The sequence below is a fragment of the Novosphingobium resinovorum genome (genome assembly GCF_001742225.1).
GTDB classification, from domain to species: domain Bacteria; phylum Pseudomonadota; class Alphaproteobacteria; order Sphingomonadales; family Sphingomonadaceae; genus Novosphingobium; species Novosphingobium resinovorum_A.
In genome coordinates this window covers 2,064,811-2,088,091 of sequence record NZ_CP017075.1, presented here as the reverse complement: position 1 = coordinate 2,088,091, position 23,281 = coordinate 2,064,811, and the positions used below count along the sequence as shown (strand labels likewise).

General features: G+C 67.5%; 20 protein-coding genes and 1 tRNA gene. All 21 read left to right on the top strand.

Annotation, left to right across the window (positions count from 1 at the left end; genetic code table 11):
- Window positions 1-5 precede the first annotated feature (5 nt).
- The 21 genes from murD to BES08_RS09655 all read left to right on the top strand — a co-directional run bounded on the left by murD (window position 6) and on the right by BES08_RS09655 (window position 23,274).
- Complete coding sequence (gene murD, locus BES08_RS09755; protein WP_008830204.1) at window positions 6-1,358, top strand: UDP-N-acetylmuramoyl-L-alanine--D-glutamate ligase; 1,353 nt, start codon at window positions 6-8, stop codon at window positions 1,356-1,358.
- Window positions 1,358-2,548, top strand: coding sequence for an FtsW/RodA/SpoVE family cell cycle protein (locus BES08_RS09750; RefSeq protein WP_008830203.1), 1,191 nt, complete (start codon window positions 1,358-1,360; stop codon window positions 2,546-2,548). The genes murD and BES08_RS09750 overlap by 1 nt, the downstream gene beginning before the upstream one ends.
- Window positions 2,545-3,804 carry an undecaprenyldiphospho-muramoylpentapeptide beta-N-acetylglucosaminyltransferase gene (murG, locus tag BES08_RS09745; protein ID WP_036526255.1) on the top strand — a complete coding sequence of 420 codons (1,260 nt, stop codon included), beginning with the start codon at window positions 2,545-2,547 and terminating at the stop codon, window positions 3,802-3,804. The genes BES08_RS09750 and murG overlap by 4 nt, the downstream gene beginning before the upstream one ends.
- Window positions 3,801-5,222, top strand: a complete 1,422-nt coding sequence (gene murC, locus BES08_RS09740) for a UDP-N-acetylmuramate--L-alanine ligase (RefSeq protein WP_036526254.1) — start codon at window positions 3,801-3,803, stop codon at window positions 5,220-5,222. Before murG ends, murC begins: the two co-directional genes overlap by 4 nt.
- On the top strand, window positions 5,219-6,118 hold the full coding sequence (murB, locus tag BES08_RS09735) for a UDP-N-acetylmuramate dehydrogenase (protein WP_008830200.1): 900 nt from the start codon (window positions 5,219-5,221) through the stop codon (window positions 6,116-6,118). The genes murC and murB overlap by 4 nt, the downstream gene beginning before the upstream one ends.
- Window positions 6,115-6,630: a DUF4262 domain-containing protein gene (locus tag BES08_RS09730; protein ID WP_008830199.1), complete on the top strand. Its 516-nt coding sequence runs from the start codon at window positions 6,115-6,117 to the stop codon at window positions 6,628-6,630. Before murB ends, BES08_RS09730 begins: the two co-directional genes overlap by 4 nt.
- Window positions 6,627-7,571: a D-alanine--D-alanine ligase gene (locus BES08_RS09725; protein WP_036526253.1), complete on the top strand. Its 945-nt coding sequence runs from the start codon at window positions 6,627-6,629 to the stop codon at window positions 7,569-7,571. Before BES08_RS09730 ends, BES08_RS09725 begins: the two co-directional genes overlap by 4 nt.
- A complete protein-coding gene (locus BES08_RS09720; protein ID WP_008830197.1) occupies window positions 7,568-8,521 on the top strand; it encodes a cell division protein FtsQ/DivIB in 954 nt (317 codons plus the stop codon). The genes BES08_RS09725 and BES08_RS09720 overlap by 4 nt, the downstream gene beginning before the upstream one ends.
- Window positions 8,521-9,801 (top strand): cell division protein FtsA, encoded by a 1,281-nt coding sequence (gene ftsA / locus BES08_RS09715; protein WP_008830196.1) that lies wholly within the window; start codon window positions 8,521-8,523, stop codon window positions 9,799-9,801. The genes BES08_RS09720 and ftsA overlap by 1 nt, the downstream gene beginning before the upstream one ends.
- Before the next feature lie 179 nt (window positions 9,802-9,980).
- Window positions 9,981-11,516: a cell division protein FtsZ gene (gene ftsZ, locus BES08_RS09710; RefSeq protein WP_008830195.1), complete on the top strand. Its 1,536-nt coding sequence runs from the start codon at window positions 9,981-9,983 to the stop codon at window positions 11,514-11,516.
- 254 nt (window positions 11,517-11,770) lie between these two features.
- Window positions 11,771-13,771: an SPOR domain-containing protein gene (locus tag BES08_RS09705; protein WP_231957940.1), complete on the top strand. Its 2,001-nt coding sequence runs from the start codon at window positions 11,771-11,773 to the stop codon at window positions 13,769-13,771.
- A 166-nt stretch (window positions 13,772-13,937) separates the two neighbouring features.
- Window positions 13,938-14,456 carry a type III secretion system chaperone family protein gene (locus BES08_RS09700; protein WP_008830193.1) on the top strand — a complete coding sequence of 173 codons (519 nt, stop codon included), beginning with the start codon at window positions 13,938-13,940 and terminating at the stop codon, window positions 14,454-14,456.
- Window positions 14,457-14,593: 137 nt separating this feature from the next.
- Window positions 14,594-15,403, top strand: coding sequence for a pyrroline-5-carboxylate reductase (gene proC, locus BES08_RS09695; RefSeq protein WP_008830192.1), 810 nt, complete (start codon window positions 14,594-14,596; stop codon window positions 15,401-15,403).
- A 161-nt stretch (window positions 15,404-15,564) separates the two neighbouring features.
- On the top strand, window positions 15,565-16,311 hold the full coding sequence (locus BES08_RS09690; RefSeq protein ID WP_008830191.1) for a Bax inhibitor-1/YccA family protein: 747 nt from the start codon (window positions 15,565-15,567) through the stop codon (window positions 16,309-16,311).
- A gap of 163 nt (window positions 16,312-16,474) precedes the next feature.
- Window positions 16,475-17,245, top strand: coding sequence for a hypothetical protein (locus tag BES08_RS09685; RefSeq protein WP_156799823.1), 771 nt, complete (start codon window positions 16,475-16,477; stop codon window positions 17,243-17,245).
- A gap of 119 nt (window positions 17,246-17,364) precedes the next feature.
- Window positions 17,365-17,440: transfer RNA gene (locus BES08_RS09680), tRNA-Ala, on the top strand.
- A 168-nt stretch (window positions 17,441-17,608) separates the two neighbouring features.
- Complete coding sequence (gene obgE / locus BES08_RS09675; protein ID WP_008830189.1) at window positions 17,609-18,667, top strand: GTPase ObgE; 1,059 nt, start codon at window positions 17,609-17,611, stop codon at window positions 18,665-18,667.
- Between the two features lie 188 nt (window positions 18,668-18,855).
- Complete coding sequence (proB, locus tag BES08_RS09670) at window positions 18,856-19,998, top strand: glutamate 5-kinase (protein WP_069708203.1); 1,143 nt, start codon at window positions 18,856-18,858, stop codon at window positions 19,996-19,998.
- Window positions 19,995-20,933 carry an NAD-dependent epimerase/dehydratase family protein gene (locus BES08_RS09665; protein WP_069708202.1) on the top strand — a complete coding sequence of 313 codons (939 nt, stop codon included), beginning with the start codon at window positions 19,995-19,997 and terminating at the stop codon, window positions 20,931-20,933. Before proB ends, BES08_RS09665 begins: the two co-directional genes overlap by 4 nt.
- Window positions 20,934-20,949: 16 nt before the next feature.
- Window positions 20,950-21,936, top strand: a complete 987-nt coding sequence (locus tag BES08_RS09660) for a bile acid:sodium symporter family protein (RefSeq protein ID WP_069708201.1) — start codon at window positions 20,950-20,952, stop codon at window positions 21,934-21,936.
- A 165-nt stretch (window positions 21,937-22,101) separates the two neighbouring features.
- Complete coding sequence (locus BES08_RS09655) at window positions 22,102-23,274, top strand: hypothetical protein (RefSeq protein ID WP_069708200.1); 1,173 nt, start codon at window positions 22,102-22,104, stop codon at window positions 23,272-23,274.
- Window positions 23,275-23,281 lie beyond the last annotated feature (7 nt).

Sequence of the window (23,281 nt, the reverse complement as noted above, 5' to 3'; positions counted from 1 at the left end):
GGCGCGTGATCGTCTCCCCCATCTTCGCCGGCAAGCGCTACGCGGTCCTCGGCCTTGCGCGTTCGGGCCTTACCGCCGTCGCAACGCTGGTGGAGAGCGGGGCGCACGTCATGGCCTGGGACAGCCGCGACGAGGCGCGCCAGCAGCTGTGCGAGTGGACCGACTGCGGCAAGGTGGAACTGGCCGACCCGGTCAGCGCCGACATTACCGGCTATGACGGCGTCGTCGTCTCGCCCGGCATTCCGCTGAACCGCCACCCCATCGCCGAAGCGGCCGAGCGTGCAGGCGTGCCGGTGATCGGCGATATCGAACTTTTCGCGCTGGCCCGCGCCAGCCTGCCCGCGCACCGCGTGGTCGGCATCACCGGCACCAACGGCAAGTCCACCACCACTTCGCTGGTCTGCCACCTGCTCGAAGTCGCGGGCGTTCCGGCGCGCGCGGGCGGCAACATCGGCGTGCCGGTGCTCGGCCCTGAGCCTTTGCCCGAGGGCGGCGTCTACGTGCTCGAACTGTCGAGCTACCAGATCGACATCACCCGCAGCCTCGACTGCGACGTGGCGGCGCTGCTCAACATCACCCCCGACCACCTCGACCGCTACGACGGGTTCGAGGCTTACGCCGCCTCCAAGGGGCGCCTCTTCTCCATGCAGGGGCGCGAGCGGCAGGCCGTGTTCGGTGTCGGCGACAAGGAGACGCGGTCGATCGCCCATATCGAGGCCGCGCGCCGCGCGCCCGGTCTGGTGCGCTTTGCGGACGGGGCCGACCTCGTCGAGATCCAGAAGGAATGGCCCTCGCTGCAGGGGCCGCACAACCTCCAGAACGCCGCCGTGGCCGTCGCCATCGTCGAGGCGCTGGGGGTGAAGAAGGCGCAGTGGCGCAAGGGCCTGCGCACCTTCAGCGGCCTCCCGCACCGCATGGAGCGCGTCGCGGTGGCGAACGGCGTCACCTACATCAACGATTCCAAGGCGACCAACCCGGCCTCCACCGCGCCCGCGATCGCGGCATTCCCGCCGGATCCGGAGCCGCGCATCCACTGGATTCTCGGCGGTCTGCCCAAGGGCGACAACCTCGACGAGTGCAAGCCGTTCTTCGGCAACATCGCCGCCGCCTATACCATCGGTGACGCGGGACCGCTCTTCGCGGAAATCCTCTCGCCCTACACGCAGGTCCATCGCAGCGAGATGATGGCCGAGGCGATCCGTCAGGCGATGGCCGCGGCCAAGCCCGGCGACGTCGTCATGCTGTCACCGGCCTGCGCCAGCTTCGACCAGTTCCGCGACTATGAGGCGCGGGGTGACGTGTTTCGCCAGATCGTCGAGGCGCTTTTGGCCGAAAACGCCAAAGGGGAGCAGGACTGATGGCCACCCTTGCGCAAGGCCCGAACGCGCAGCGCTACAACCGCAACCGTCGCAGCCAGATCGCGATCTGGTGGCAGGAGATCGACCGGCCTACGCTGGTCCTCGTGCTGATCCTGATGGCGATCGGCGCGGTCGCCGTGGCGGCGGGTTCGCCCGCGAGCGCCAAGCGTCTCTCGACTTCGGTGGAGAAGCTGCGTTCGCTGCACTTCTTCTACCTGCACATGCGCTGGCAGTTGCTGGGCCTTGCGGCGATGTTCTGGGCCTCCAGCCTGACCAAGGAGAGCGCCCGGCGCTTCGGCATCCTGCTCGGCGCGGCGATGCTGTTCGCGCTGGTGCTGGTGCCGATCGTCGGGTCCGAGGTGAACGGTGCCAAGCGCTGGCTGCGCTTCGGCATCTCGCTCCAGCCGTCGGAGTTCCTCAAGTGCGGCTGGCCGATCCTGCTGGCATGGATCGTCTCGTGGCGCGCGCGTGATCCGCAGATTCCGGTCGTCGGCATCTGCTTCGCGGTGATGGGCCTGCTCGGCGCGCTGCTGATGCTCCAGCCGGACTTCGGCTCGACGATGCTGTTTTCCGGCGCGTTTCTGGTGATGATCCTGCTGTCGGGCATCGACGTGAAGCGCATCGGGATGTTCGCGGGCGCAGGCATCGCGGGTCTTGTCCTGATGTATTTCACTTATGACAACGGCCGCAACCGCATCGACAACTTCCTGTTCGGCGGCTCGGCCTTCGATCAGGTGGACCTCGCCCAGCGCACGCTGCTCAACGGCGGGTGGACCGGGCTTGGCTTCTGGATGGGCACGCGCAAGATGGCGCTGCCCGAGGCGCATACCGACTACATCTTCTCCGTCATCGGCGAGGAATTCGGGTTGCTCGCCTGCATGGTCATCGTGATCCTCTACCTGGCGATCCTGACGCGGGTGATCCTGCGGCTGGTGGACGAGGAGGACCTGTTCACGGTGCTCGCCGCATCGGGCTTCGCCGCGCAGTTCGGCGGGCAGGCCTTCATCAACATCCTCGTCAACCTGCAGTTGTTCCCGTCCAAGGGCATGACCCTGCCGCTCATCAGCTATGGTGGTTCGTCCACCGTGGCGATGTGCCTCTCCATGGGCCTGCTGCTCGCGGTGACCCGGCGCAACCCGTTCATCCAGCGCGAGAAGTTCAGCCTGCGCGCCATCGGAGATATGTCATGAGTTCGGTTTCGCGCCACTACGTGCTTGCGGCCGGCGGCACTGGCGGACACCTGATCCCCGCCTTCGCGCTCGCCGCCGAACTGCACGCGCGCGGCCACCACGTCGCGCTGGTGACGGATCAACGCGGGGCCGCGATCCCCGGCAAGCCTGATTACCTCACCACCCACGTCCTGCCGCAGGGCCGCATCGCGGGGAAGAACCCGCTCGGCTGGCTCAAGGGCGCGAAGGGCGTGCTGGCCGGTCGCCGCATGGCGCTGCGCCTGTTCGAGAGCTTCGAGCCGACCGCCGTGGTCGGCTTCGGCGGTTATCCGGCGATGCCGACGATGCTGGCCGCGCGCGCCGCGAAGCTGCCGATCGTGCTGCATGAGCAGAACTCGGTGCTGGGCCGCGTGAACCGCTGGTTCGCCAAGAAGGTGGACGCCATCGCCACCTCGGCCGAGAAGACCGAGAAGCTGGATCCGGCGCTGGCCGGCAAGGTCACCGTCGTCGGCAACCCGGTGCGCGAGGATGTGCTGCGCCTGCGCGAGCAGCCGTACCCCGAATTCACCGAGGACAGCCTGTTCCGCATTCTCGTCACCGGCGGCAGTCAGGGCGCGCGGGTGCTCTCTGACGTCGTGCCCGAAGGTCTGGCGATGCTGCCCCCGGCGCTGCGTTCGCGCCTGCAGGTGATCCAGCAGGCCCGCGCCGAAGACATCGAGCGGGTGCGCGAACGCTACGCCGCGCACGGCATTCCGGCGGAACTGGCGACCTATTTCGAGAACATGGCCGAGCGCCTTGCAGGGGCGCACCTGTTCATCGGCCGCTCGGGCGCCTCGACGATCGCGGAACTGACCGCCGTGGGCCGTCCGGCGATCCTGATCCCGCTGCCCTATGCGATGGACGACCACCAGAGCGTCAACGCGCGCGAGATGGTCGCAGGCGGCGGCGCGCGGGTGATCCGCCAGCCTGCCGTCACCACCGAGAATCCCGACGCCTACAAGGGCGACAAGCGCAATGCGCTGCTCAGCGAACAGGCCGAGGTCCATCAGAAGATGGCCAAGGACTTGTGCCTGCAGATCCAGGCGATCGCCCAGCATCCCGAGACGCTGGCGAACGCCGCGCATGCCTCGTGGAACTGCGGCTATCCGAACGCCGCGCGCGATCTGGCCGACCTCGTCGAGAGCTTCGGCGCGGCGCCGATCATGGACGTCATTCGCATGGAGAAGGCCAGTGCAGCCAAGGGCGGCGAAGCACTGGCGATGGAGAATATGAAGTGAAGGGCGTCGGCACCGAAATCGGGACCATCCATTTCGTCGGGATCGGCGGCATCGGCATGTCGGGCATCGCCGAGGTCATGCACAACCTCGGCTACTCGGTGCAGGGCAGCGACATTGCCGAGGGCTATGTCGTCGAGGGCCTGCGCGCGCGCGGGATCAAGGTGATGATCGGCCACGCCGCCGAGAACGTCGAGGGCGCGGCGGTGGTCGTCACTTCGACGGCGGTGAAACGCGAGAATCCCGAGGTCGTCTACGCCCTTGAACACCGCATCCCGGTGGTGCGCCGCGCGGAAATGCTGGCCGAACTGATGCGGCTCAAGAACACCGTCGCGGTGGCGGGTACGCATGGCAAGACCACCACGACCTCGATGGTCGCGGCGCTGCTCGATGCGGGCGGCGTAGACCCGACGGTCATCAACGGCGGCATCATCAATTCCTACGGATCGAACGCGCGCCTCGGCGCGTCGGACTGGATGGTGGTCGAGGCCGACGAGAGCGACGGTTCGTTCCTGCGCCTCGACGGCACGATCGCGATCGTCACCAACATCGACCCCGAGCACCTCGATCACTACGGCTCGTTCGAGAGGATCAAGGAATCCTTCGTCGAATTCATCGAGAACGTGCCGTTCTACGGCGCGGCGATGCTGTGCATCGATCACCCCGAAGTGCAGGCGATCATCCCCAAGGTGCGCGACCGCCGCGTGGTGACGTACGGCTTCTCCGCCCAGGCCGACATTCGCGGCGAGAACGTGACGCCGATCCCCGGAGGCAACCGCTTCGACGTGGCGCTGCGCCAGCGTGACGGCAGCTTCCGCCGGATCGAGGGCATCGAACTGCCGATGCCGGGCCGCCACAACGTCCAGAACGCGCTCGCCGCCGTGGGCGTGGCGGTGGAGATGGGCTGCTCGGACGCCTGCATCCAGACCGGCTTCTCCAAGTTCGGCGGCGTGAAACGGCGTTTCACCAAGGTCGGTGAAGTGGAACTGGATGGCGGCAGCGTCACTGTGATCGACGACTACGGCCACCACCCGGTAGAAATCCGCGCCGTGCTCGCCGCCGCGCGCGAGGGCGTCCAAAACCGCGTCATCGCAGTGGTGCAGCCGCACCGCTTCACCCGCCTGCGCGACCACATGGAAGATTTCCAGGGCGCCTTCAATGACGCCGACGTGGTCTATGCCGCGCCGGTCTACGCGGCGGGCGAGCAGCCGATCGAGGGCGTGGACAGCGCGGAGATGGTCTCGGGCATGAAGGCGCGCGGGCATCGTTCGGCGCAGGTCATCGCGGGCGCGGACGCGCTGGCGGAGGTGCTGGCGGGCTCGATCCAGCCGGGCGACATGATCGTGTGCCTCGGCGCGGGCGATATCACCAAGTGGGCAGCCGGCCTTGCCGACAGCATTCGCGTGCGGAGGGCGGGGTGACACTCACGTTCGATCAGACGGCGGTTCGGGGCAAGCTGACGGCCAATGCGCCGCTGGCCCCGCTCGTCTGGTTCAAGGCGGGCGGCCATGCGCAGTGGCTGTTCGAGCCAAAGGATCTGGCCGACCTGCAGGATTTCCTGCGCGCTCTGGACCCGGCGGTGCCGCTGATGGCGCTGGGCCTCGGTTCCAACATGATCGTGCGCGACGGCGGCGTTCCGGGCGTGGTGATCCGGCTGGGCAAGGCCTTCGCCAAGGTCACCAAGGTGGATGACGTCACGCTCGACTGCGGCGGCGGTGCCTCGGGCATCCTCGTGTCCTCGACCGCGCGCGATGCAGGGATCGCGGGCGTGGAATTCCTGCGCTCGATCCCCGGCACCGTGGGCGGTTTCGTGCGGATGAACGGCGGCGCCTATGGCGGCGAGGTCAAGGACATCCTGATCGACTGCGACGTGGTGCTGCGCTCGGGCGAGCTGGTGACGCTGGGCAATGCCGATCTCGGCTATACCTACCGCCATTCCCAGCTGCCCGAGGGCGCGGTGGTCGTCTCCGCGCGCTTCAAGGGCCGTACCGGCGAGCCTGCCGCGATCCAGGCCGAGATGGACCGCATCTCCGCCGCGCGCGAGGCGTCGCAGCCGCTGCGTTCCAAGACCGGCGGCTCCACCTTCAAGAACCCCGAGGGCCACGCCGCGTGGAAGCTGGTGGACGAGGCTGGCTGCCGCGGTCTCACGCTGGGCGGCGCGCAAGTGAGCGAGAAGCACACCAACTTCCTCCTCAACACCGGCGAGGCCACCAGCGAGGACATCGAGAACCTCGGTGACGAAGTGCGCCGCCGGGTGAAGGACACCTCCGGCGTCGATCTCGAATGGGAAATCCAGCGCGTGGGGAAGCGGCCGTGAGAGACGACCGCCTCAGCCGCCACGAACAGCAGATCCTCGACAATATCGAGGAATTCGGCTGCCACATCACCGTCGTCACCCCGCCCGATGAACCGGATGAGGACGACGAGGATGAGGGCGAGGAACGCTTCGCCTATTCGGTCGGCTTTCGCACCAGTGTCAGCCAGCCCGAGGTGATCGTCTTCGGTTTCTCGACCGAACTCTCCGCCGCCGTCATCAACGGCTTGCTCGACATGTGCCGCGAGGGCTTCGAGATGGAGGACTGGAAGGTCGTCGATGGTCTCCTCAAGGGCCACCGCTGCGTGCTGCGCGAAGTCGAGCCGGAATGCCTGATCCCGCACTACTTCAACTCGGCGATGTGGTACGCCGAGCATGAGGGCGAGGAGATGTCCCGCGCGATGCAGATCGTCTGGCCGGGCGTCGACGACGGCCTCTTCCCCTGGGACAAGGGCTGCTCCGAAGCCGTCCGCGACCTGCAAACCCCGCTTTACCGAACGAGTCTGAATTCATGAGCCTGAATCCCCTCCATGTCGCAGTCCTGATGGGCGGTTGGTCGAGCGAACGCCCGGTCTCGCTGATGAGCGGCGAGGGCGTGGCCAAGGCTCTGGAATCGAAGGGCCACACCGTCACCCGCATCGACATGGACCGCGACGTTGCGCTGCGTCTGGCCGAGGCGAAGCCCGATGTCGTGTTCAACGCGCTCCACGGCGCGCCGGGCGAGGACGGCACAGTGCAGGGCATGATGGACCTGATGGGCCTGACTTACACGCATTCGGGCCTCGCGACTTCGGTGATCGCGATCGACAAGGAACTGACCAAGCAGGCGCTGGTCCCGCACGGCGTGCCGATGCCGGGTGGCCGCGTGGTCAAGTCCGCCGACATTCACGTGGCCGATCCGCTGCCGCGTCCTTATGTGCTCAAGCCCGTGAACGAGGGATCGTCGGTCGGCGTCGCCATCGTCACGGCTGAGGGCAACTACGGTAACCCCATCGCGCGCGACGTGACGGGGCCGTGGCAGGAATTCGCCGAACTGCTGGCCGAGCCCTACATCCGTGGACGCGAACTGACGACTGCCGTAATCGGCGACCGCGCCCTGCTGGTCACCGAACTCAAGCCCAAGTCGGGCTTCTACGACTTCGATTCCAAGTACACCGACGGCATGACCGAGCATGTCTGCCCGGCCGACATCCCCGACGAGATCACGCAGGCCTGCAAGGACATCGCCTTGCGCTCGCACCAGCTGCTGGGGTGCAAGGGCACCAGCCGTTCCGACTTCCGTTGGGATGATACGCAGGGGATCGAGGGGCTGTTCCTTCTCGAAGTGAATACCCAGCCGGGCATGACTCCCTTGAGCCTCGTGCCCGAGCAGGCGCGCGCCTGCGGCATGGACTATCCCGAACTCGTCGAGGCGATCATCGCCGAGGCGCTAAGCGACAAAGCAAAGGCCAAATGAGCCAGACCATCCGGCGCAAGGGCACCACCGCCCGCAAGGCCGCCGCGCAGGCAGGCGCGCAGCGCAAGGTGCGCGTGGCCAAGGCGCGGACCGGGTCGGCGCTCGATTCTGTCATGGCCTGGCTGCCGTTTTCCGAAGGGCAGCTGCACAAGATCTTCCTCGTCGCCATCCTCGGCGGCGCGGCGGCGCTCGTCTGCGTGGTCGCCAGCTTTGCCGGGCTGCCGGGGCTGGCCGGGCACCAGATGGCGCTGGTCGCGGGCCAGACCGGCTTCGAGGTGAAGCGGGTCGAGGTGCGCGGCGTCAAGAACATCAATGAACTCAAGGTCTACGAGAAGGCGCTGGCCGAACGCGACCGGGCGATGCCGCTGGTCGATATCGAGGCGCTGCGGCAGGATTTGCTGACGCTGTCGTGGGTCAAGGACGCGCGCGTCTCGCGCCAGCTGCCCGATACGCTCGTGATCGATATCGTCGAGCGCGAGCCGCATGCGGTGCTGCGCAAGGCCGATCGCTTCGTGCTGATCGACGAGACGGGCCATGAACTCGAAGCCATCAGTCGCAAGGATGCGGGCGGCAAGCTGATCGTCTCCGGCCCCGGCGCGGGTCAGCAGGTGATCGCGCTCGGGCACTTGCTGGAGGCCGCGCCCGCGATGAAGCCGCGCGTCGCCGAGGCGGAATGGATCGGCAATCGCCGCTGGAACCTGACGTTCCAGTCGGGGCAAGTGCTTGCGCTGCCCGAGGGAGATCGCGAGTCCGCCGGGGCGCTGGTTACCTTCGCGCGGCTCGACGGCACCAACCGCCTGCTCGGCGGCAAGGTCACCGCATTCGACATGCGCGCCAAGGACCGAATCTACATGCGCGTGCCGGAGCAGGACGGGCAGGAACTGGCCTTGAAGGCGGGCTCGGTTCCGCATACCGGCGCCACCGAAACGACGGCGGGGGAAGAACAGTAATGGCCAACCAGCGCATCACCCGCGTGTTCGGCGCGGTCAACATCGGCTCCTTCCGGATTTCCGCGATCGTCGCGGGTATCAACGAGGTCGGCGACATGGTCGTGCTCGGCTCGGGCCACCGCGCCAGCCAGGGCATCAAGCGCGGCTTCGTCACCGACATGGCCGCCGCGACCTATGCCGTGCGCGATGCCATCGACCGGGCCGAGAAGATGGCCGACACCGCCGTCCAGAAGGTCTGGATCGGCTGCTCGGGGGCAGGGCTCGCCAGCCGTATCGACCAGTTCGACGCCGAAATCGGCGGTCGCCGCATCGAGCAGGAGGATATCGACCAGCTGCTCATCTCCGCCAAGGACGTGATCCAGCCGGATGGCCGCATGGTGCTGCACGCGCAGCCCGCGCAGTACCGCCTCGACGGCGCGCACGGGGTGATCGACCCCAAGGGCCTGCACGCAGAACGCCTCGGCGTCGACATTCACATCATGCTGGCGGACGGCGCCCCGATCCGCAACCTGACCGAAGCGGTGCAATCCGCGCACTTAGAGGTGGAGGCCGTCGTCGGCTCGCCCATCGCGGCGGGGCAGGCGTGCCTCTCGCCCGAGGAGCGCGATCTTGGCGTCGCCCTCGTCGAGTTCGGCGGGGAGGTGACGAACGTGGCGATCTATGAGCAGGGCATGCTCAAGGACATGATGTCGATCCCGATGGGCTCGGCCGATATCACCGACGCCATCGCCTCGGCCTTCGGTATTCGCCGCTTCCAGGCGGAGCGGCTAAAATGCGTGAACGGCTCGGCCATCGCCAGCCCGCACGATCACCGCGAGATGATCCCGGTCAACGCGCCGGGCGAGGAGGGCACCGGCCCGATCGCCCGCCATGCCGACGACAAGAACCGCATCCCGCGCGCCGAATTGATCGGCGTCATCACCGGCCAGCTCGGCATGCTGATGGAAGAGGTGAACAAGGCGCTCAAGACGATGCGCTTCACCGGGCAGCGCGGCAAGCAGGTGGTCTTCACCGGCGGCGGCGCGGAACTGGTGGGCCTGGCCGACTATGCGCAGGCCGCGATCGGCAAGCCCGTGCGCATCGGCCGCGTGGCGCACCTCTCGGGGCTGGCGGAAGCGCATGTGAAGCCGGGCTTCTCGACGCTGGCGGGACTGGTGCTTTACGCGGCGGCCGACCCGCAGGACATCCGCTCGCTGGGGCGCAGCCACCAGAGCACGGTGCGGCTCGGCAAGCTGGGCATGGTCGGACGGGTCTATCAGGCTTTGCGCGAATACTTTTGACCGTTTCGAAGGCCTTGAAGACCAGCCGTGCAAACCGGACGACAAACGCGGTGGAAATGGCGGAATTGGCGGCTTTGGCTGTGGACAAAGGGTTATGGTCCTTTGCCTAGACGAATCGAAGCGTGCAATCAGAGTGGTCAAGGAATTTTCTTCGCGCGACGTGCCTGCAGGAGAGCGAAATGAGCATTAACATCGGACCGCCGGCTATCGAGGAGCTTCGTCCTCGCATTCTCGTCATCGGCGTCGGCGGTGCGGGCGGAAACGCGATCGCCAACATGATCGGCGCCCAGATCGAGGGCGTGGACTTCGTGGTGGCCAACACCGACGCACAAGCGCTGAACAACTCGATCGCGGAAACGCGCATCCAGCTCGGCCCAGAGATTACCCAGGGCCTCGGCGCCGGTGCGCGCCCCGAAGTGGGCCGTGCGGCGGCAGAGGAAACCCGTGAGGAGCTGGAGCGCCTGCTCGACGGCGTCCACATGGTCTTCATCGCGGCCGGCATGGGCGGCGGCACCGGCACGGGTGCGGCCCCGATCATCGCGCAGGCCGCGCGCGAGAAGGGCGTCCTGACCGTGGGCGTCGTCTCCAAGCCGTTCATGTTCGAAGGCACGCGCCGCATGCGCGCGGCCGACTCGGGCATCGAGGAACTGCAGAAGCACGTCGACACGCTGATCGTCATTCCCAACCAGAACCTGTTCCTGGTGGCGAAGGCGGAAACGACCTTCAAGGAAGCCTTCACGCTCGCCGACGAAGTGCTCCAGCAGGGCGTCCGCTCGATCACCGACCTGATGATCATGCCGGGCCTCATCAACCTCGACTTCGCGGACGTGCGTTCCGTGATGGGCGAGATGGGCAAGGCGATGATGGGCACCGGCGAGGGCGAAGGCCCCAACCGCGCGCTCGAAGCCGCCGAACGCGCCATCGCCAATCCGCTGCTCGACGGCGTGTCGATGCAGGGCGCGAAGGGCGTCATCATCTCGATCATCGGCGGCGACGACATGAAGCTGCTCGAAGTCGACGAGGCCGCGAACCACATCCGCGAGCTGGTCGATCCCGATGCGAACATCATCTGGGGTTCGGCGTTCAACCCGGACCTGCAGGGCAAGATCCGCGTCTCGGTCGTCGCCACCGGCATCGAGCAGACCACGGAAATGGCCGAAATCGCCTCGCGTCCGCTGAATCTCGGCGCTTCGCGCGGGATCGCGCGTCCGGCGCTGCACTCGCCGCCGCCGGCGCCGACCTATCAGGCGCCTGCTGCTCCGGCACCCGCTCCGGTCGCGCAGCAGCCGGCTCCTGCCCCGGCGCCCGCGCCGTTCGTTTCGCCTTCACAGGCGTTCGAACCGTCGGCGGAGCTGGAACTCGGCGCCGAGGACGAGGCTCAGTCAGCGCCTGCGTCCACTCCCGGCTTCGCGGGCCTTCGCGGCATCCAGAAAGAGCCGCTGGACCTCAGCTTCGAGGCTCCGGCCGAGCCGGCACCGGCCCCGCGGCGCGCGCAGGACGAACTGCTGCTCGACGGCGGCCAGGCGGCTCAGTCTCCGGCTCAGGCGCCCGCCGCGCCCCGCGCCAAACCGGCTGGCGGCGGCAGCACCCTGTTCGAGCGCATGACCAGCCTGTCGCGTCCGCGCCCGGGCGCCGAAGCGGCTTCCGGCGAGGATGACGGTGACGCCGGATCGATCAGCATCCCGCGCTTCCTCGGTCGTCAGAACAACCAGTAAGTGGTGAAAGGCGGGGCAGCAGTGCTCCCGCCTTTTTCTCCTTCGGGTCGCAACCTGTCGAAGGAAGCTCGTCCAGCGCGGGCGCGTTCGCTTGAAGTTCATCTGCGCCGGTCCATGGGCGCAGGCGCGCGCAATCGGTGCGTATGGAGTCGTGCGACATTCCGGCCTGTCGTGCGGCCGTCCGGTTCATGAAGTGTCGGCAGCCGTCGTGGGGAGGGCTGCCTGCAGGGTCGGGAATGACAGAGGACGTGCGGGTGAATCACTTGGTTTCGCGTTTGCTCGGCGGCGCAGCGCTGGTCGGCGCGCTCTCGGGTGCTCCGGCATTCGCGCAAGGCGCGCCCAGCGTTTCGCGGCCGGTGGTCCAGGCCGTGCCCGGCGAGGACAACAAGAAGCTCAGTGCCGCACTAGCCCGCCTCGGTCGCGATTCCCGCGACGTCGCCGCGCTGATCGACGCCGGCGATGCCGCCCGCGCGCTGCAGGACAGTGCGGCCGCCATCGGCTTCTACCGCCGCGCCGACGAAGTCAGCCCCGGCAACCCTCGGGTGCAGGCCGGGCTGGGCAGCGCCTTCGTCCATAACGGCGACCCGGTAAGCGCGATTCCCTATTTCGATGCGGCCGAGAAGGCGGGCGCCGGTGCTGCGCTGATCGCGGCGGATCGCGGTCTCGCCTACGACCTCGTTGGCGACAATGCCTTGGCGCAGCGTTACTACGCGGCGGCGATGACGAGCGCTTCGGGCGACAAGGCCGACGAACTGCGGCATCGTCTGGCAATCAGCCAGGCGATCGGCGGGGACGTCGATGCGGCCTATACGACGCTGCTGCCGCTGCTGAACAGGCAGGACAAGCCGGGCTGGCGGACGCGCGCGTTCACGCTTGCGATCGCAGGCGACGCAGACAAGGCGGTCGAGATCACCAACACGATCTTGCCCGGAAAGCTGGCGCAGAGCATTGCGCCGTACTTGCGTTACATGCCGCGCCTGACCAGGGCGCAGCAGGCGGCCGCAGCGGACCTCGGCCGGTTTCCGCGCGCCTCGGAGATCGGACGGGATGACGCCCGCATCGCGGCTTACGCACCGCCGCGCAGTTCGGCTGCCGGTGGAGGACTGATCCCCAAGGGCGAGCCGCTTGGCGGCACGAAGCTGGCCAAGGCGACAAAGACCTCGCGAACCCGCAGCGCGCGTACGGACACGGCGCAGGCGGCGCGGCAGCAGGGCCAGTCCACCCGTCCCACGAGTCTTGCGTCGGTCGATCCGGACCGGGTCGCGCCGCCCGAGCCGAAACCCGCGATCGAACGCGACACCGGCGAACTGCCCCCGGTCGGGCGCAGTGCCGAGCCTGCCAGGGTTGCGGCAGCGACGCCGGCGCCCGTTCCCGGATCGGCATCCGTTTCCACTCCGGCGGTCACGCCTTCCGCGGCGCCTGTGCGCACCGCTGCCCCCGCGCCCACCCAGGTTGCGCAGGCGACGGGGCCCTCCACGCCGCCGGCGCGGTCAACTGCTCCGGGCTTCGATCTCGGTCGTCTTCCCGCCTCGCAGGCGCCCGCTATGGGGGTCGCGCCTGCCAGCGCGCTGGCAGCGAAGACGCCGCCGGTATCCGCCCCGGCAAGCCCGCCGCCGGTTCCGGGACCGAACCAGCTTTCGCTTTCCGAGATATTCGCGGACATCGGCAAGCCGACCGTGGACGTGATGCCGACCTCGGGCGCCGTCGACATCCGGCTGATCACCCCTGCGGCGCCGCCACCCCCGCGTGTCCAGCTGCCGAAGGTCGAAGAGGCAAAACCGGCCGAGATAAAGCTGGCCGAGACAAAGCCGGTTGAAGCCAAGGCTGCCGAAGCCCCGGTCGCCGAAGTCAAGGAAGCCAGGGCGACCAAGGCCAAGACCGCCGCGGCCAAGGCTGCCGAGACTAAGGCGAAGGCCAAGGCGGACGCAGAAGCCAAGGCCAAGGCCGAAGCCGCGGAGAAGGCGAAGAAGCCCACGCATCCCAGCCGGATCTGGGTCCAGATCGGGGTCGGACGGGACAAGAGCGCCATCGCCTTCGACTGGCGGCGCTACACGCGTGACAGCGCCGCGCTGCTCAAGGGCCGCAGCCCCTACGTCAGCGAGATGGGGCGGACCAACCGCGTGCTGATCGGTCCTTTCGCTACGCAGAAGGCGGCCAGTGCTTTCCTTGCGGATGCCAGGAAGCAGGGCTTCGCCGACGCGCTGCCCTGGACCAGCCCGGCGGGTCAGGTCGTGGATCCGCTCTCCTCCAAGTAAATCTGCGGGTTTGTGGGGTTGGCGACGGCCTTGTGTTAACGCGTATTCACATTTATCCACACGCTGTGAACAGGCTTGTGCAGTTATGCGCAGGCGATGTCGGGCGGGTGGATTGTGCTCCCCCACCCACAGGCAGCATCCATGCACCCGTATTCTCGGAGGGCTGATGTCGCAGATTATGAGGACCGTTCAGGACGATATCGACCGGGACGAAGAGGCTGCCCCCGTGGAAATGCTCGCCTCGCTTTTCGAGGCGCGCGACTGGCCCTTCGAATATGCCGGTGAGGACGAAATCTCGGCCGAGATCAAGGGCGCCTGGGCGACGTACCAGTTGCAGGCGATCTGGCGTCCGGAAGACCGGGTGCTGCAACTCCTGTGCCTCCCCGACATCCGCGTGGCCGAGGCCAAGCGTTCCGCCGTGTTCGAGGCGCTGGCGCTCATCAACGAGCAGGTCTGGCTCGGACACTTCGACATGTGGTCGAACGGCGGCGTCGTGCTCTATCGCCATGGGCTGATGCTCGGGCCGGACGGGCTGCTCGGACCGGGGCAGGCGCAGATGGTGGTGGAGGCCGCGATCGAGGAGTGCGACCGCTTCTACCCGGTGTTCCAGTTCATCCTGTGGGGCGACAAGACGCCGTCCGAAGCGCTCGCGGCGGCCCTGGTGGACGCGGCCGGGGAAGCCTGACCGCTCGTCACTGCGGTTCGCAGCGTGGTTGGCTATGCCAGCCCGCTGGTCCCGCTGCGCATGGCACGCATGGCCCTTGTGGCCTGTGATCGGCTCGCCTAAGTCGCGGGCCGATCCAGTTTCAAGGGAATATGCGCATGGACCGGTTTCAGAACATCCTGCTCGTGGGCTGCGGCAACATGGCAGGGGCCATGCTGACGGGCTGGCTGGCGGGCGGCATTCCGGCCTCGCGCTTCACCGTCGTCGATCCGCACCGCGATAGCGTGCCTGAAGGTGTCGCGCTGCTGTCCGAACTGCCTGCGGAAGGCCGCTTCGATGCGGTGATGCTGGGGGTCAAGCCGCAGGGCCTCGACGCTGTCGCACCGGCAGTGGGCGCGCTCGTCGGACGTGAGACCGTGCTGTTCTCGATCCTCGCGGGCGTCGAATTCGACAGCCTTGCGGCGCGCTTCCCGCAGGCCGGCGCGCTGGTGCGGATCATGCCGAACCTGGCGGCCGCCATCGGCAAGTCGCCGATCGCACTCGACGCGCGCGGCCTCGACGAGACCGGCCGCGCGGCCGTGACTGCGCTGATGGAGCCGCTCGGCACGCCTGAGTGGCTGGCGGGCGAGCATCTGTTCGACGCGGTCACCGCGCTGGCCGGTTGCGGCCCGGCGTTCGTCTATCGCTTCATCGATTCCCTCGCCGCGGGCGCGGTGGCGCTCGGCCTGGATGCGGGCCAGTCGCAGCGGCTGGCGCTCGCGATGGTCGAAGGGGCGGCGCAGCTCGCCGGCGCTTCCGAGTTCTCGCCGGGCGAACTGGCGGACAAGGTCGCCAGCCCGGGCGGTTCGACCCGCGCGGGTATGAACGTGCTGGACGAGGGCGGCGCGCTGGCCGGCGTTGTGCTCGAAGCGATGACCGCCTCGCGCGATCGCAATGCCGAGATGGCAGCCGAGGCCCGGCGCGGCTGATCGTCGTGGTTTGAAGCCGGAGCCAAGAAGAAATAGGTCCGTTTTACACTTTGTCACAAATGGCGCGGGCCGGTTCTTCTTGAAACTTTCGCGTTCGAGCGCGATATTCCCTCCTGAGCGGGACCGCATTTGGCTGGCTTCTCCGCTAAAGGGAGTTTGAAATGGCGAATTGGAACGACCCCCAGCCCCGTCAGGGCTTCGGTGCGTCTCCGAGCCGTGACGGCAGCGATCTCGGTCGCACCGCCGGCCGGACCGCTTACGATGCGGGTCTGCGTCGGCACATGCTGTCGATCTACAACTACATGGCCTCGGGCGTGCTGCTTTCGGGCATCGTCGCGATGCTCTTCGCGCCTTACGCGATCGCTATGATGCAGTCGCCGATCAAGTGGCTGGTCATGCTGGCCCCGCTGGGCTTCGTCTTCGCGATCAGCGGCGGCGCGCAGCGGTTCAGCGAAGGCACGCTGAAGGTGCTCTACTGGGCGTTCGCGGCCGTGATGGGCGTATCGCTCTCGACGATCTTCGTGATCTACACGGCGACCTCGATCGCGACCACGTTCTTCGCGACGGCGGCGGCTTTCGCGGGCCTCAGCCTCTATGGTTACACCACGAAGAAGGACCTGTCGGGCTTCGGCACCTTCCTGATCATGGGCGTGGTCGGTATTTTGATCGCCTCGCTGGTGAACATCTTCGTGGGTTCGAGCGTGCTGCAGCTGGCGATTTCGATCCTCGGCGTGCTGATCTTCGCAGGGTTGACCGCCTATGATACGCAGATGCTCAAGAACCAGTACTATCACCTGCGCGGCACAGATTTCGTCGGCAAGGCCGTGATCCTCGGCGCGCTGAGCCTGTACCTGGACTTCATCAACATGTTCCAGTTCCTGCTGAGCTTCCTCGGCCAGCGGGACTAAGGGCGGCGGTTAATCGCAACCGGAATGGAGATAATTTTCCTCCGAAGCGATTAATCCACAGTGCAGTTTCACCTAAGCATGATGCCCGGTGCGTTTTATCGCACCGGGCATTTGCTTTATGACTCAGCGGGGTTAGACCGTTTGCCGCGATGGAGAACGATGCGTGTACCGAGGGCTTGAGATGATCGACAACGGGCAGGGGCGTCGTCGCCTTTCCTTGCTGGCGGGCTCGGCGGTGGCCGTCACGCTTGCCGCGCTGGCAGGCTGTGCGAAGCCGCCTCCGCCCCCGCCACCCCCGCCGCCGGTCGTGGTGATCCCGCCGATGCCGACGCCGCCGATGGGCGCGCCGCTCGAAATGCGGGTTCCGGCCAAGGCAGAGGATGGCACGCGCCAGACCGTGAATTACGGGATTTCCACGTCGCAGACGATCTGGAACTTCCGCTCGGCCTATAACGTGGCTGCGCTCAACTGCGTCGAGGTTCAGTTCACCCCGATCCTTGAGGGCTACAAGCGTTTCCTGAAGGTCTACGACAAGTCGCTCGACCGTGCGAGCAAGGAAATCGACGCGAGCTTCCGTACGCAGCATTCCGGCCGCGCCGCGATCGTCGCGCGCGAGACCTACCAGACGCAGGTCTACAACTTCTTCTCGCTGCCGCCGGTGGACTCCAGCTTCTGCCAGGCAGCGATGGAAGTGAGCGCCGAATTGAACACGGTGGAGCCGAGCCAGTTCGACAACTGGTCGTACACCGGCCTCGCCAAGCTGGAGGCGCCGTTCAAGGCGTTCTTCGATGCTTATGACCAGTACCGCGCCGATCTGGCCGCATGGCAATCGCGCTACGGATCGAACGGCCTCATCACCGTGCGTCCGAATGCGGAGCAGGTCATGGCCCAGCCCGTCGTCCAGCCGCAGGCGAGCGTGCCGCAAGCACAGTGACGTCGGCAGCGGGTGCGAGAATCTTCGCGCCCTCCCATTTTTGCTCTTCCGCGCGGGAGGCGTCTTCGCTAAGGGGACGCTCCCGAGCGCGGTGACGCAATCGGACTTGATACTGGAACGGGGCCGTAGCTCAGCTGGGAGAGCGCGTCGTTCGCAATGACGAGGTCAGGGGTTCGATCCCCCTCGGCTCCACCAGTATCGCACAATTCAGGCGTGTCCGGACGAACCGGGCATCACCCGGCCCGAGACACGGCCGGGTTTTTTGTTTATCTGCGGCCAGCGGCGTTCAGCGGAGGGAAAACCTCCGGCGACCGGGACCGGTCGCGAAGGGGCGCTTCATCAGCGCTGGAAGCGATAGGACCGATGCATTTTCTCGACCAGGCCAAGATCTACGTGCGTGCAGGCGGCGGTGGCCCCGGTGCGGTCAGCTTCCGGCGTGAGAAGTACGTCGAGTACGGCGGCCCCAACGGCGGCAACGGCGGCAAGGGCGGCGACATCATCTTCGAAGCCGTGCCCGGCCTCAACACGCTGATCGACTTCCGCTATACCCAGCACTTCAAGGCTCCGCGCGGCGGCCACGGCATGGGCCAGAACCGCAACGGCGCGGCAGGCAAGGACCTGGTCATCAAGGTGCCGATCGGCACCCAGGTCATCGCCGACGACGAAGGGCGCGACACCGTGCTGCTCGACCTCACGGAGCCGGGCCAGCGCGTCACCTTCATCGAAGGCGGCATGGGCGGGCGCGGGAACGCCAGCTACAAGACCAGCACCAACCGCGCTCCGCGCCAGCACCAGCCCGGCATGCCGCCGATCGAGCAGTGGGTGTGGCTGCGCCTCAAGCTGCTGGCGGACGTTGGCCTCGTCGGCATGCCCAACGCGGGCAAGTCCACCTTCATCAACGCGCTGTCGAACGCCAAGGCGAAGGTCGGCGACTACGCCTTCACCACCCTGCGTCCGCAGCTCGGCGTCGTCATGCACAAGCACCGCGAGTTCGTGCTGGCGGACATTCCCGGCCTGATCGCAGGCGCGGCGGACGGCGCGGGGATCGGCGATCGCTTCCTCGGCCACATCGAACGCTGCCGCGTGCTGGTCCACCTCATCGACATCTCCAACACCGATCCGGTGGAGGCGATGCAGGTCGTCGAGGAGGAACTGGAAGCCTACAGCGAACTGCTGGCCGACAAGCCCCGCCTGGTGGCGCTGAACAAGGTCGACCTGGTCGATGACGCACTGGCGGAGGAATACGCCAAGGAACTGCTCAAGGCCGGCGCGGACGAAGTGTTCCCGATTTCCGGCGCGACCGGCAAGGGCATGCCGCGCCTGCTCGACGCGGTGATCGACTACCTCCCCGCCGCCACCGTGACCGAACGTCCCACCGGCGAGCGCGAAGAGGCTGACGACACGCCCTGGTCGCCGATCTGACGGGTTGAAGGCCCACCCCCGACCCCTCCCGCAAGCGGGAGGGGAGAAGAGGGCTTTCGTCCTCTCGCTTACGGGAGGGCCGCGAGAGTTGCCGAGCCTCAGGCGAGGTTAGTTGCAGCGGGGTGGGCATCGCCGCCCAACCTTGCGCTTTCCTCAACTGCACCTTTCCCCTAGAGGCTGGCACGCCCATGCCTATTGCCCGACTCTCAGACCTCGCCGATTCCTCCCTCGCGCCGCGCCTTGTCATCAAGGTGGGTTCGGCGCTGCTCGTCGGGCCGGAGGGCGTCCGACGCGCATGGATCACGCAGCTGGTGGCCGAGATCGCCGAGGCGCGCGGGCGGGGGCAGGACGTGATCGTCGTCTCCTCGGGCGCGATCGCGCTGGGCGCGGCGACGCTGGGGCTGGAGAAGGGGGGGCGCGGCAGCCTCGCCGATGCGCAGGCCAGCGCCGCCGTCGGCCAGATCGCGCTTTCGGGCCTCTGGGCCGAGCTTCTGGGCGCGCATGGCATCACTGCCGCGCAGATGCTGCTGACGCTGGAGGATCTGGAGGACCGCCGCCGTTACCTCAACGTCACGGCCACGCTGACCCGCCTGCTCGATGCCGGCGCGGTGCCGGTCATCAACGAGAACGATTCGGTGGCGACCCAGGAAATCCGCTTCGGCGACAACGACCGCCTCGCCGCGCGCGTGGCGCAGGCCGCGCAGGCGAGTGCGGTGGTGCTGCTTTCCGATATCGACGGCCTCTACGATCGCCACCCCAAGCTGCCCGGTGCGAAGATGATCCCGGTGGTCGCGGGTGTCACCGCCGAGGTGCGGGCGATGGCCAGCACCGAATCGAATTCCGGCATGGGCTCGGGCGGCATGGTCTCCAAGCTGCAGGCGGCCGAGATCGCGGAGCTGGCGGGCATCTGCCTTGTCATCGGTAACGGCCAGCACGAACGCCCGGTGGCGCGCATCGTGGGCGCCAAGGATCGCGAGGGCATCGGCACCCTGTTCGTGCCCCGACGCAAGGCCGCCGCGCGCAAGGCGTGGCTGGGCGGCCGCTTGCGTCTCAAGGGTGAGATCGTGGTGGACGACGGTGCCGCAGCGGCACTCGGGCGCGGGTCCAGCCTGCTCGCCAAGGGCATCACGGCGGTCGAAGGCGTGTTCTCGCGCGGCGATCCCGTCGCCATCGTCGACGGCGCGGGCAAAGTGCTCGCCCATGGCCTTTCCGAATACGACGCCGCCGAATGCGCCGCCATCGTCGGCCTGCATTCGAGCGAGCAGGAACAGGTGCTCGGCTATTCGCCGCGCTCCGCTGTGGTCCACCGCGACCAGATGGTGTTGAAATGAACCGCCGCCGCAATCTCATCGACCGTCCGGTCATCGCGCTCACTGGCGCCACCGGCTTCGTCGGACTGGCCGTTCTGGAAGCGGCCATCGAGGCTGGCTTCGCCGTGCGCGCACTCACCCGCCGCAGCCAGCCCGAGCGCGAGCATGTCGACTGGGTCGGCGGCGAGCTGGGCAATCCCGCCTCGCTGGTCGAACTGGTGCGCGGGGCCGAGGCGGTGATCCACGTCGCGGGCGTCGTCAATGCGCCCGATGCGGCCGGGTTCGAGGCGGGCAACGTCACCGGCACCCTCAACCTCATCGAAGCGACCGTGGGCGAGGGCGTGCGGCGCTTCGTCCATGTCTCCTCGCTCTCCGCGCGCGAGCCGGAACTGTCGGCCTACGGCGCCTCCAAGGCGCGGGCCGAGAAGATCGTCATGGCCAGCCCGCTCGACTGGACCATCGTGCGCCCGCCCGCGATCTACGGCCCGCGCGACAAGGAGATGTTCGAGCTGTTCCGCGTGGCGCGCTGGGGCTTCATCCCGATGCCGAAGCAGGGCCGTGCCTCGATGATCCATGTCGACGACCTGGCGCGGCTGCTCGTCGCGCTGGAGCCGGGCGGGCTGTCGGTGACCGGCAAGGTCTTCGAGCCGGACGACGGCAAGCCGCAGGGGTGGGAGCATTTCGAACTCGGCCTCGCGATCGGCTGGGCGCTGGGCAAGCGGCCGCGCGTGATCGGGCTGTCTCCGGCGATGCTCCACCGGGCTGCGCGCATCGACAATTTTTTGCGCGGCCCCCGTGCAAAAATGACGCTCGACCGCGCCGCCTACATCAGCCATCCGGACTGGGTGGTCTCGCCCGAGGCCGCGCCGCCGGGCAAGCTCTGGCGTCCCCGCATCGAGACGCGCGAAGGGCTGAAGGCCACGGCGCAATGGTATCGTGAGCACAAGTGGCTCTGAAGAGGTAACGCCCCGCATGAACCGCCTGCTCGCCCGCCTGAACATCGACCCATTCCTGCTGATGCTGCTGGGCACGGTGGCGCTGGCGACGGTGCTGCCGGCGCAGGGCGTGTGGGCGCGGGTCGCGGGCGGCGTGGCGGATGCGGGCATCGCGCTGCTATTCTTCCTCCATGGCGCCAAGCTCTCGCGCGAGGCGATTCTCGACGGCGCCAAGGCGTGGAAGCTGCACCTGACCGTCGGCGCGACGACCTTCTTGCTGTTCCCGATCATCGGCCTTGGCGTGCGGGCGATCCCCGGTATCGAGCCCTCGCTGGCGACGGGCGTGCTGTTCCTGACACTGTTGCCCTCCACCGTGCAGTCCTCGATCGCCTTCACCGCGATCGCCGGGGGCAATGTCGCGGCGGCGGTGGTGAGCGCCTCGTTCTCCAACCTCGCGGGGATATTCATCACGCCGCTGCTGACGGCGCTGTTCATTACCGGCCGGAGCCATGGGTTCTCGACGGACCCGATCATCGACATCTCGGTGCAGTTGCTGCTGCCGTTCCTGGCGGGGCATTTCCTGCGCCCGTGGATCGGCGGCTTCGTCACCCGCAACAAGAAGGTGCTGGGCTACGTCGATCGCAGCTCGATCCTGCTGGTGGTCTACACCGCGTTCGGCGCGGCGGTGCTCGAAGGGCTGTGGCACAAGGTGACGGTGGGCGAACTGGCGCTGATTGCGGCGATTTCGCTGGGCGTGCTGGCGGTGGTGATGGTGGTGTCGAGCTTCGTTGGGAAGGCCATGGGCTTCTCGCGCGAGGATCGGATCGTGCTGCTGTTCTGCGGCTCGAAGAAGAGCCTCGCGACCGGCGTGCCGCTGGCGGGCGTGCTGTTCCCGGCGGCGCAGGTGGGTGCGATTATCCTGCCGCTGATGTTCTTCCACCAGATCCAGCTGATGGTCTGCGCCGTACTGGCGCGCCGGTTCGCGGCGGCGGAGGAAAAGGCGGCGTCGTCGTCCCAGACTTGATCCGGGACCGCTGCGCGTGACTGGCCCGCGTCGCTGGGCGCGCACCTGAAGACAGCCACCGGTCCCGGATCAAGTCCGGGACGACGCAGGAATTCGCCCGGGCGATGGGCAGCATCTCGTCAATCTAGATAGTGCATACTATCAAATTGGCAGGGAGAGCCTGCCATGCACATCGAACCTGCCATCCTGCCCTATCTCGCCGACCTCGAAGGCGCGGTCGCGAACCTTGCGGATACCTGGCGGCCTGACGATCCGGCCTACCGTGCCGACGTCTACCGCCAGACCATGGCGAGCCTGTCCTATTCCTACTTCATGTACTTCCACGCCGATGCCGAACATCCGGACTGGGCGCCGCTGTGGAACCCGGTCTACACGCTCCAGCCCAACCCGGACGACATCTACACGCAGTCGCCGATCCGAGGCGACCTGACCTACCGCGTTTCCGGCAACCGGGGGACATGCCGCATCCTGTCGTTCACCACGCAGGCCGCGCTGTCGGGCACGGTGGACGCCATGCCGCGCCCCAATGGCCACAACGAGTGCGACACCAACGACCTCGGCATCGCTCTGGGCGAGGACTTCTCCATCGTGTTCAGCGCCGAGCGGCCCGCCGGATACGAGGGTCACTGGGCACCGATCGACCGCTCCGCGCGCGGCATGTTCACCCGCTTTCGCATGTACGACTGGGAGCGCGAGGTGGACCCGGTGCTGTCGATCGAATGCCTCGACCCGGTGCCGCCCAAACCGCGCCTCGCGCCCGAGGAAATCCTGCGCCGCATCGGCGAGATGGCGAAGCTGCCGCGCCGCAAGACCGACCTCTACTACCCCATGCAGAACGGGGTGAAGGAGCGTGTCGGCTTCAACGTGTTCGAGCCGGTGCGCTATCCCGGCGCGCTGGTGAAGCAGACCTACTGGCCCGCCTGCTTCCAGCTGGAAGACGACGAGGCGCTGATCATCGAGACCGAGATTCCCGCCCGCGCGCCCTACTGGAACGTGCAGCTCAACGACCCGTACTTCAACGCGCTGGAATATGTGTACCGCCTCAGCAGCACGAATGGCGCGATGGCGCGGCTGTCGAGCGACGGGAAGTTCCGCGCCGTCATCGCGCTGACCGATCCGGGGGTGCCCAACTGGCTCGACCCCGCAGGCTACAACGAAGGCGGCATCTACGGTCGCTGGTACGATTGCGACAGCGAGCCGGTGCCCACGATCACCCGCGTCAGGCTGGCGGACCTGCGCTCCCATTTGCCCGAGGACACGCCCGTGGTCACCCCGGCCGAGCGCTCCGAGGAGATCCGCCGCCGCGTCGCCGCGTGCCAGCGGCGGCGGCGCTGGTGAGAGGCTG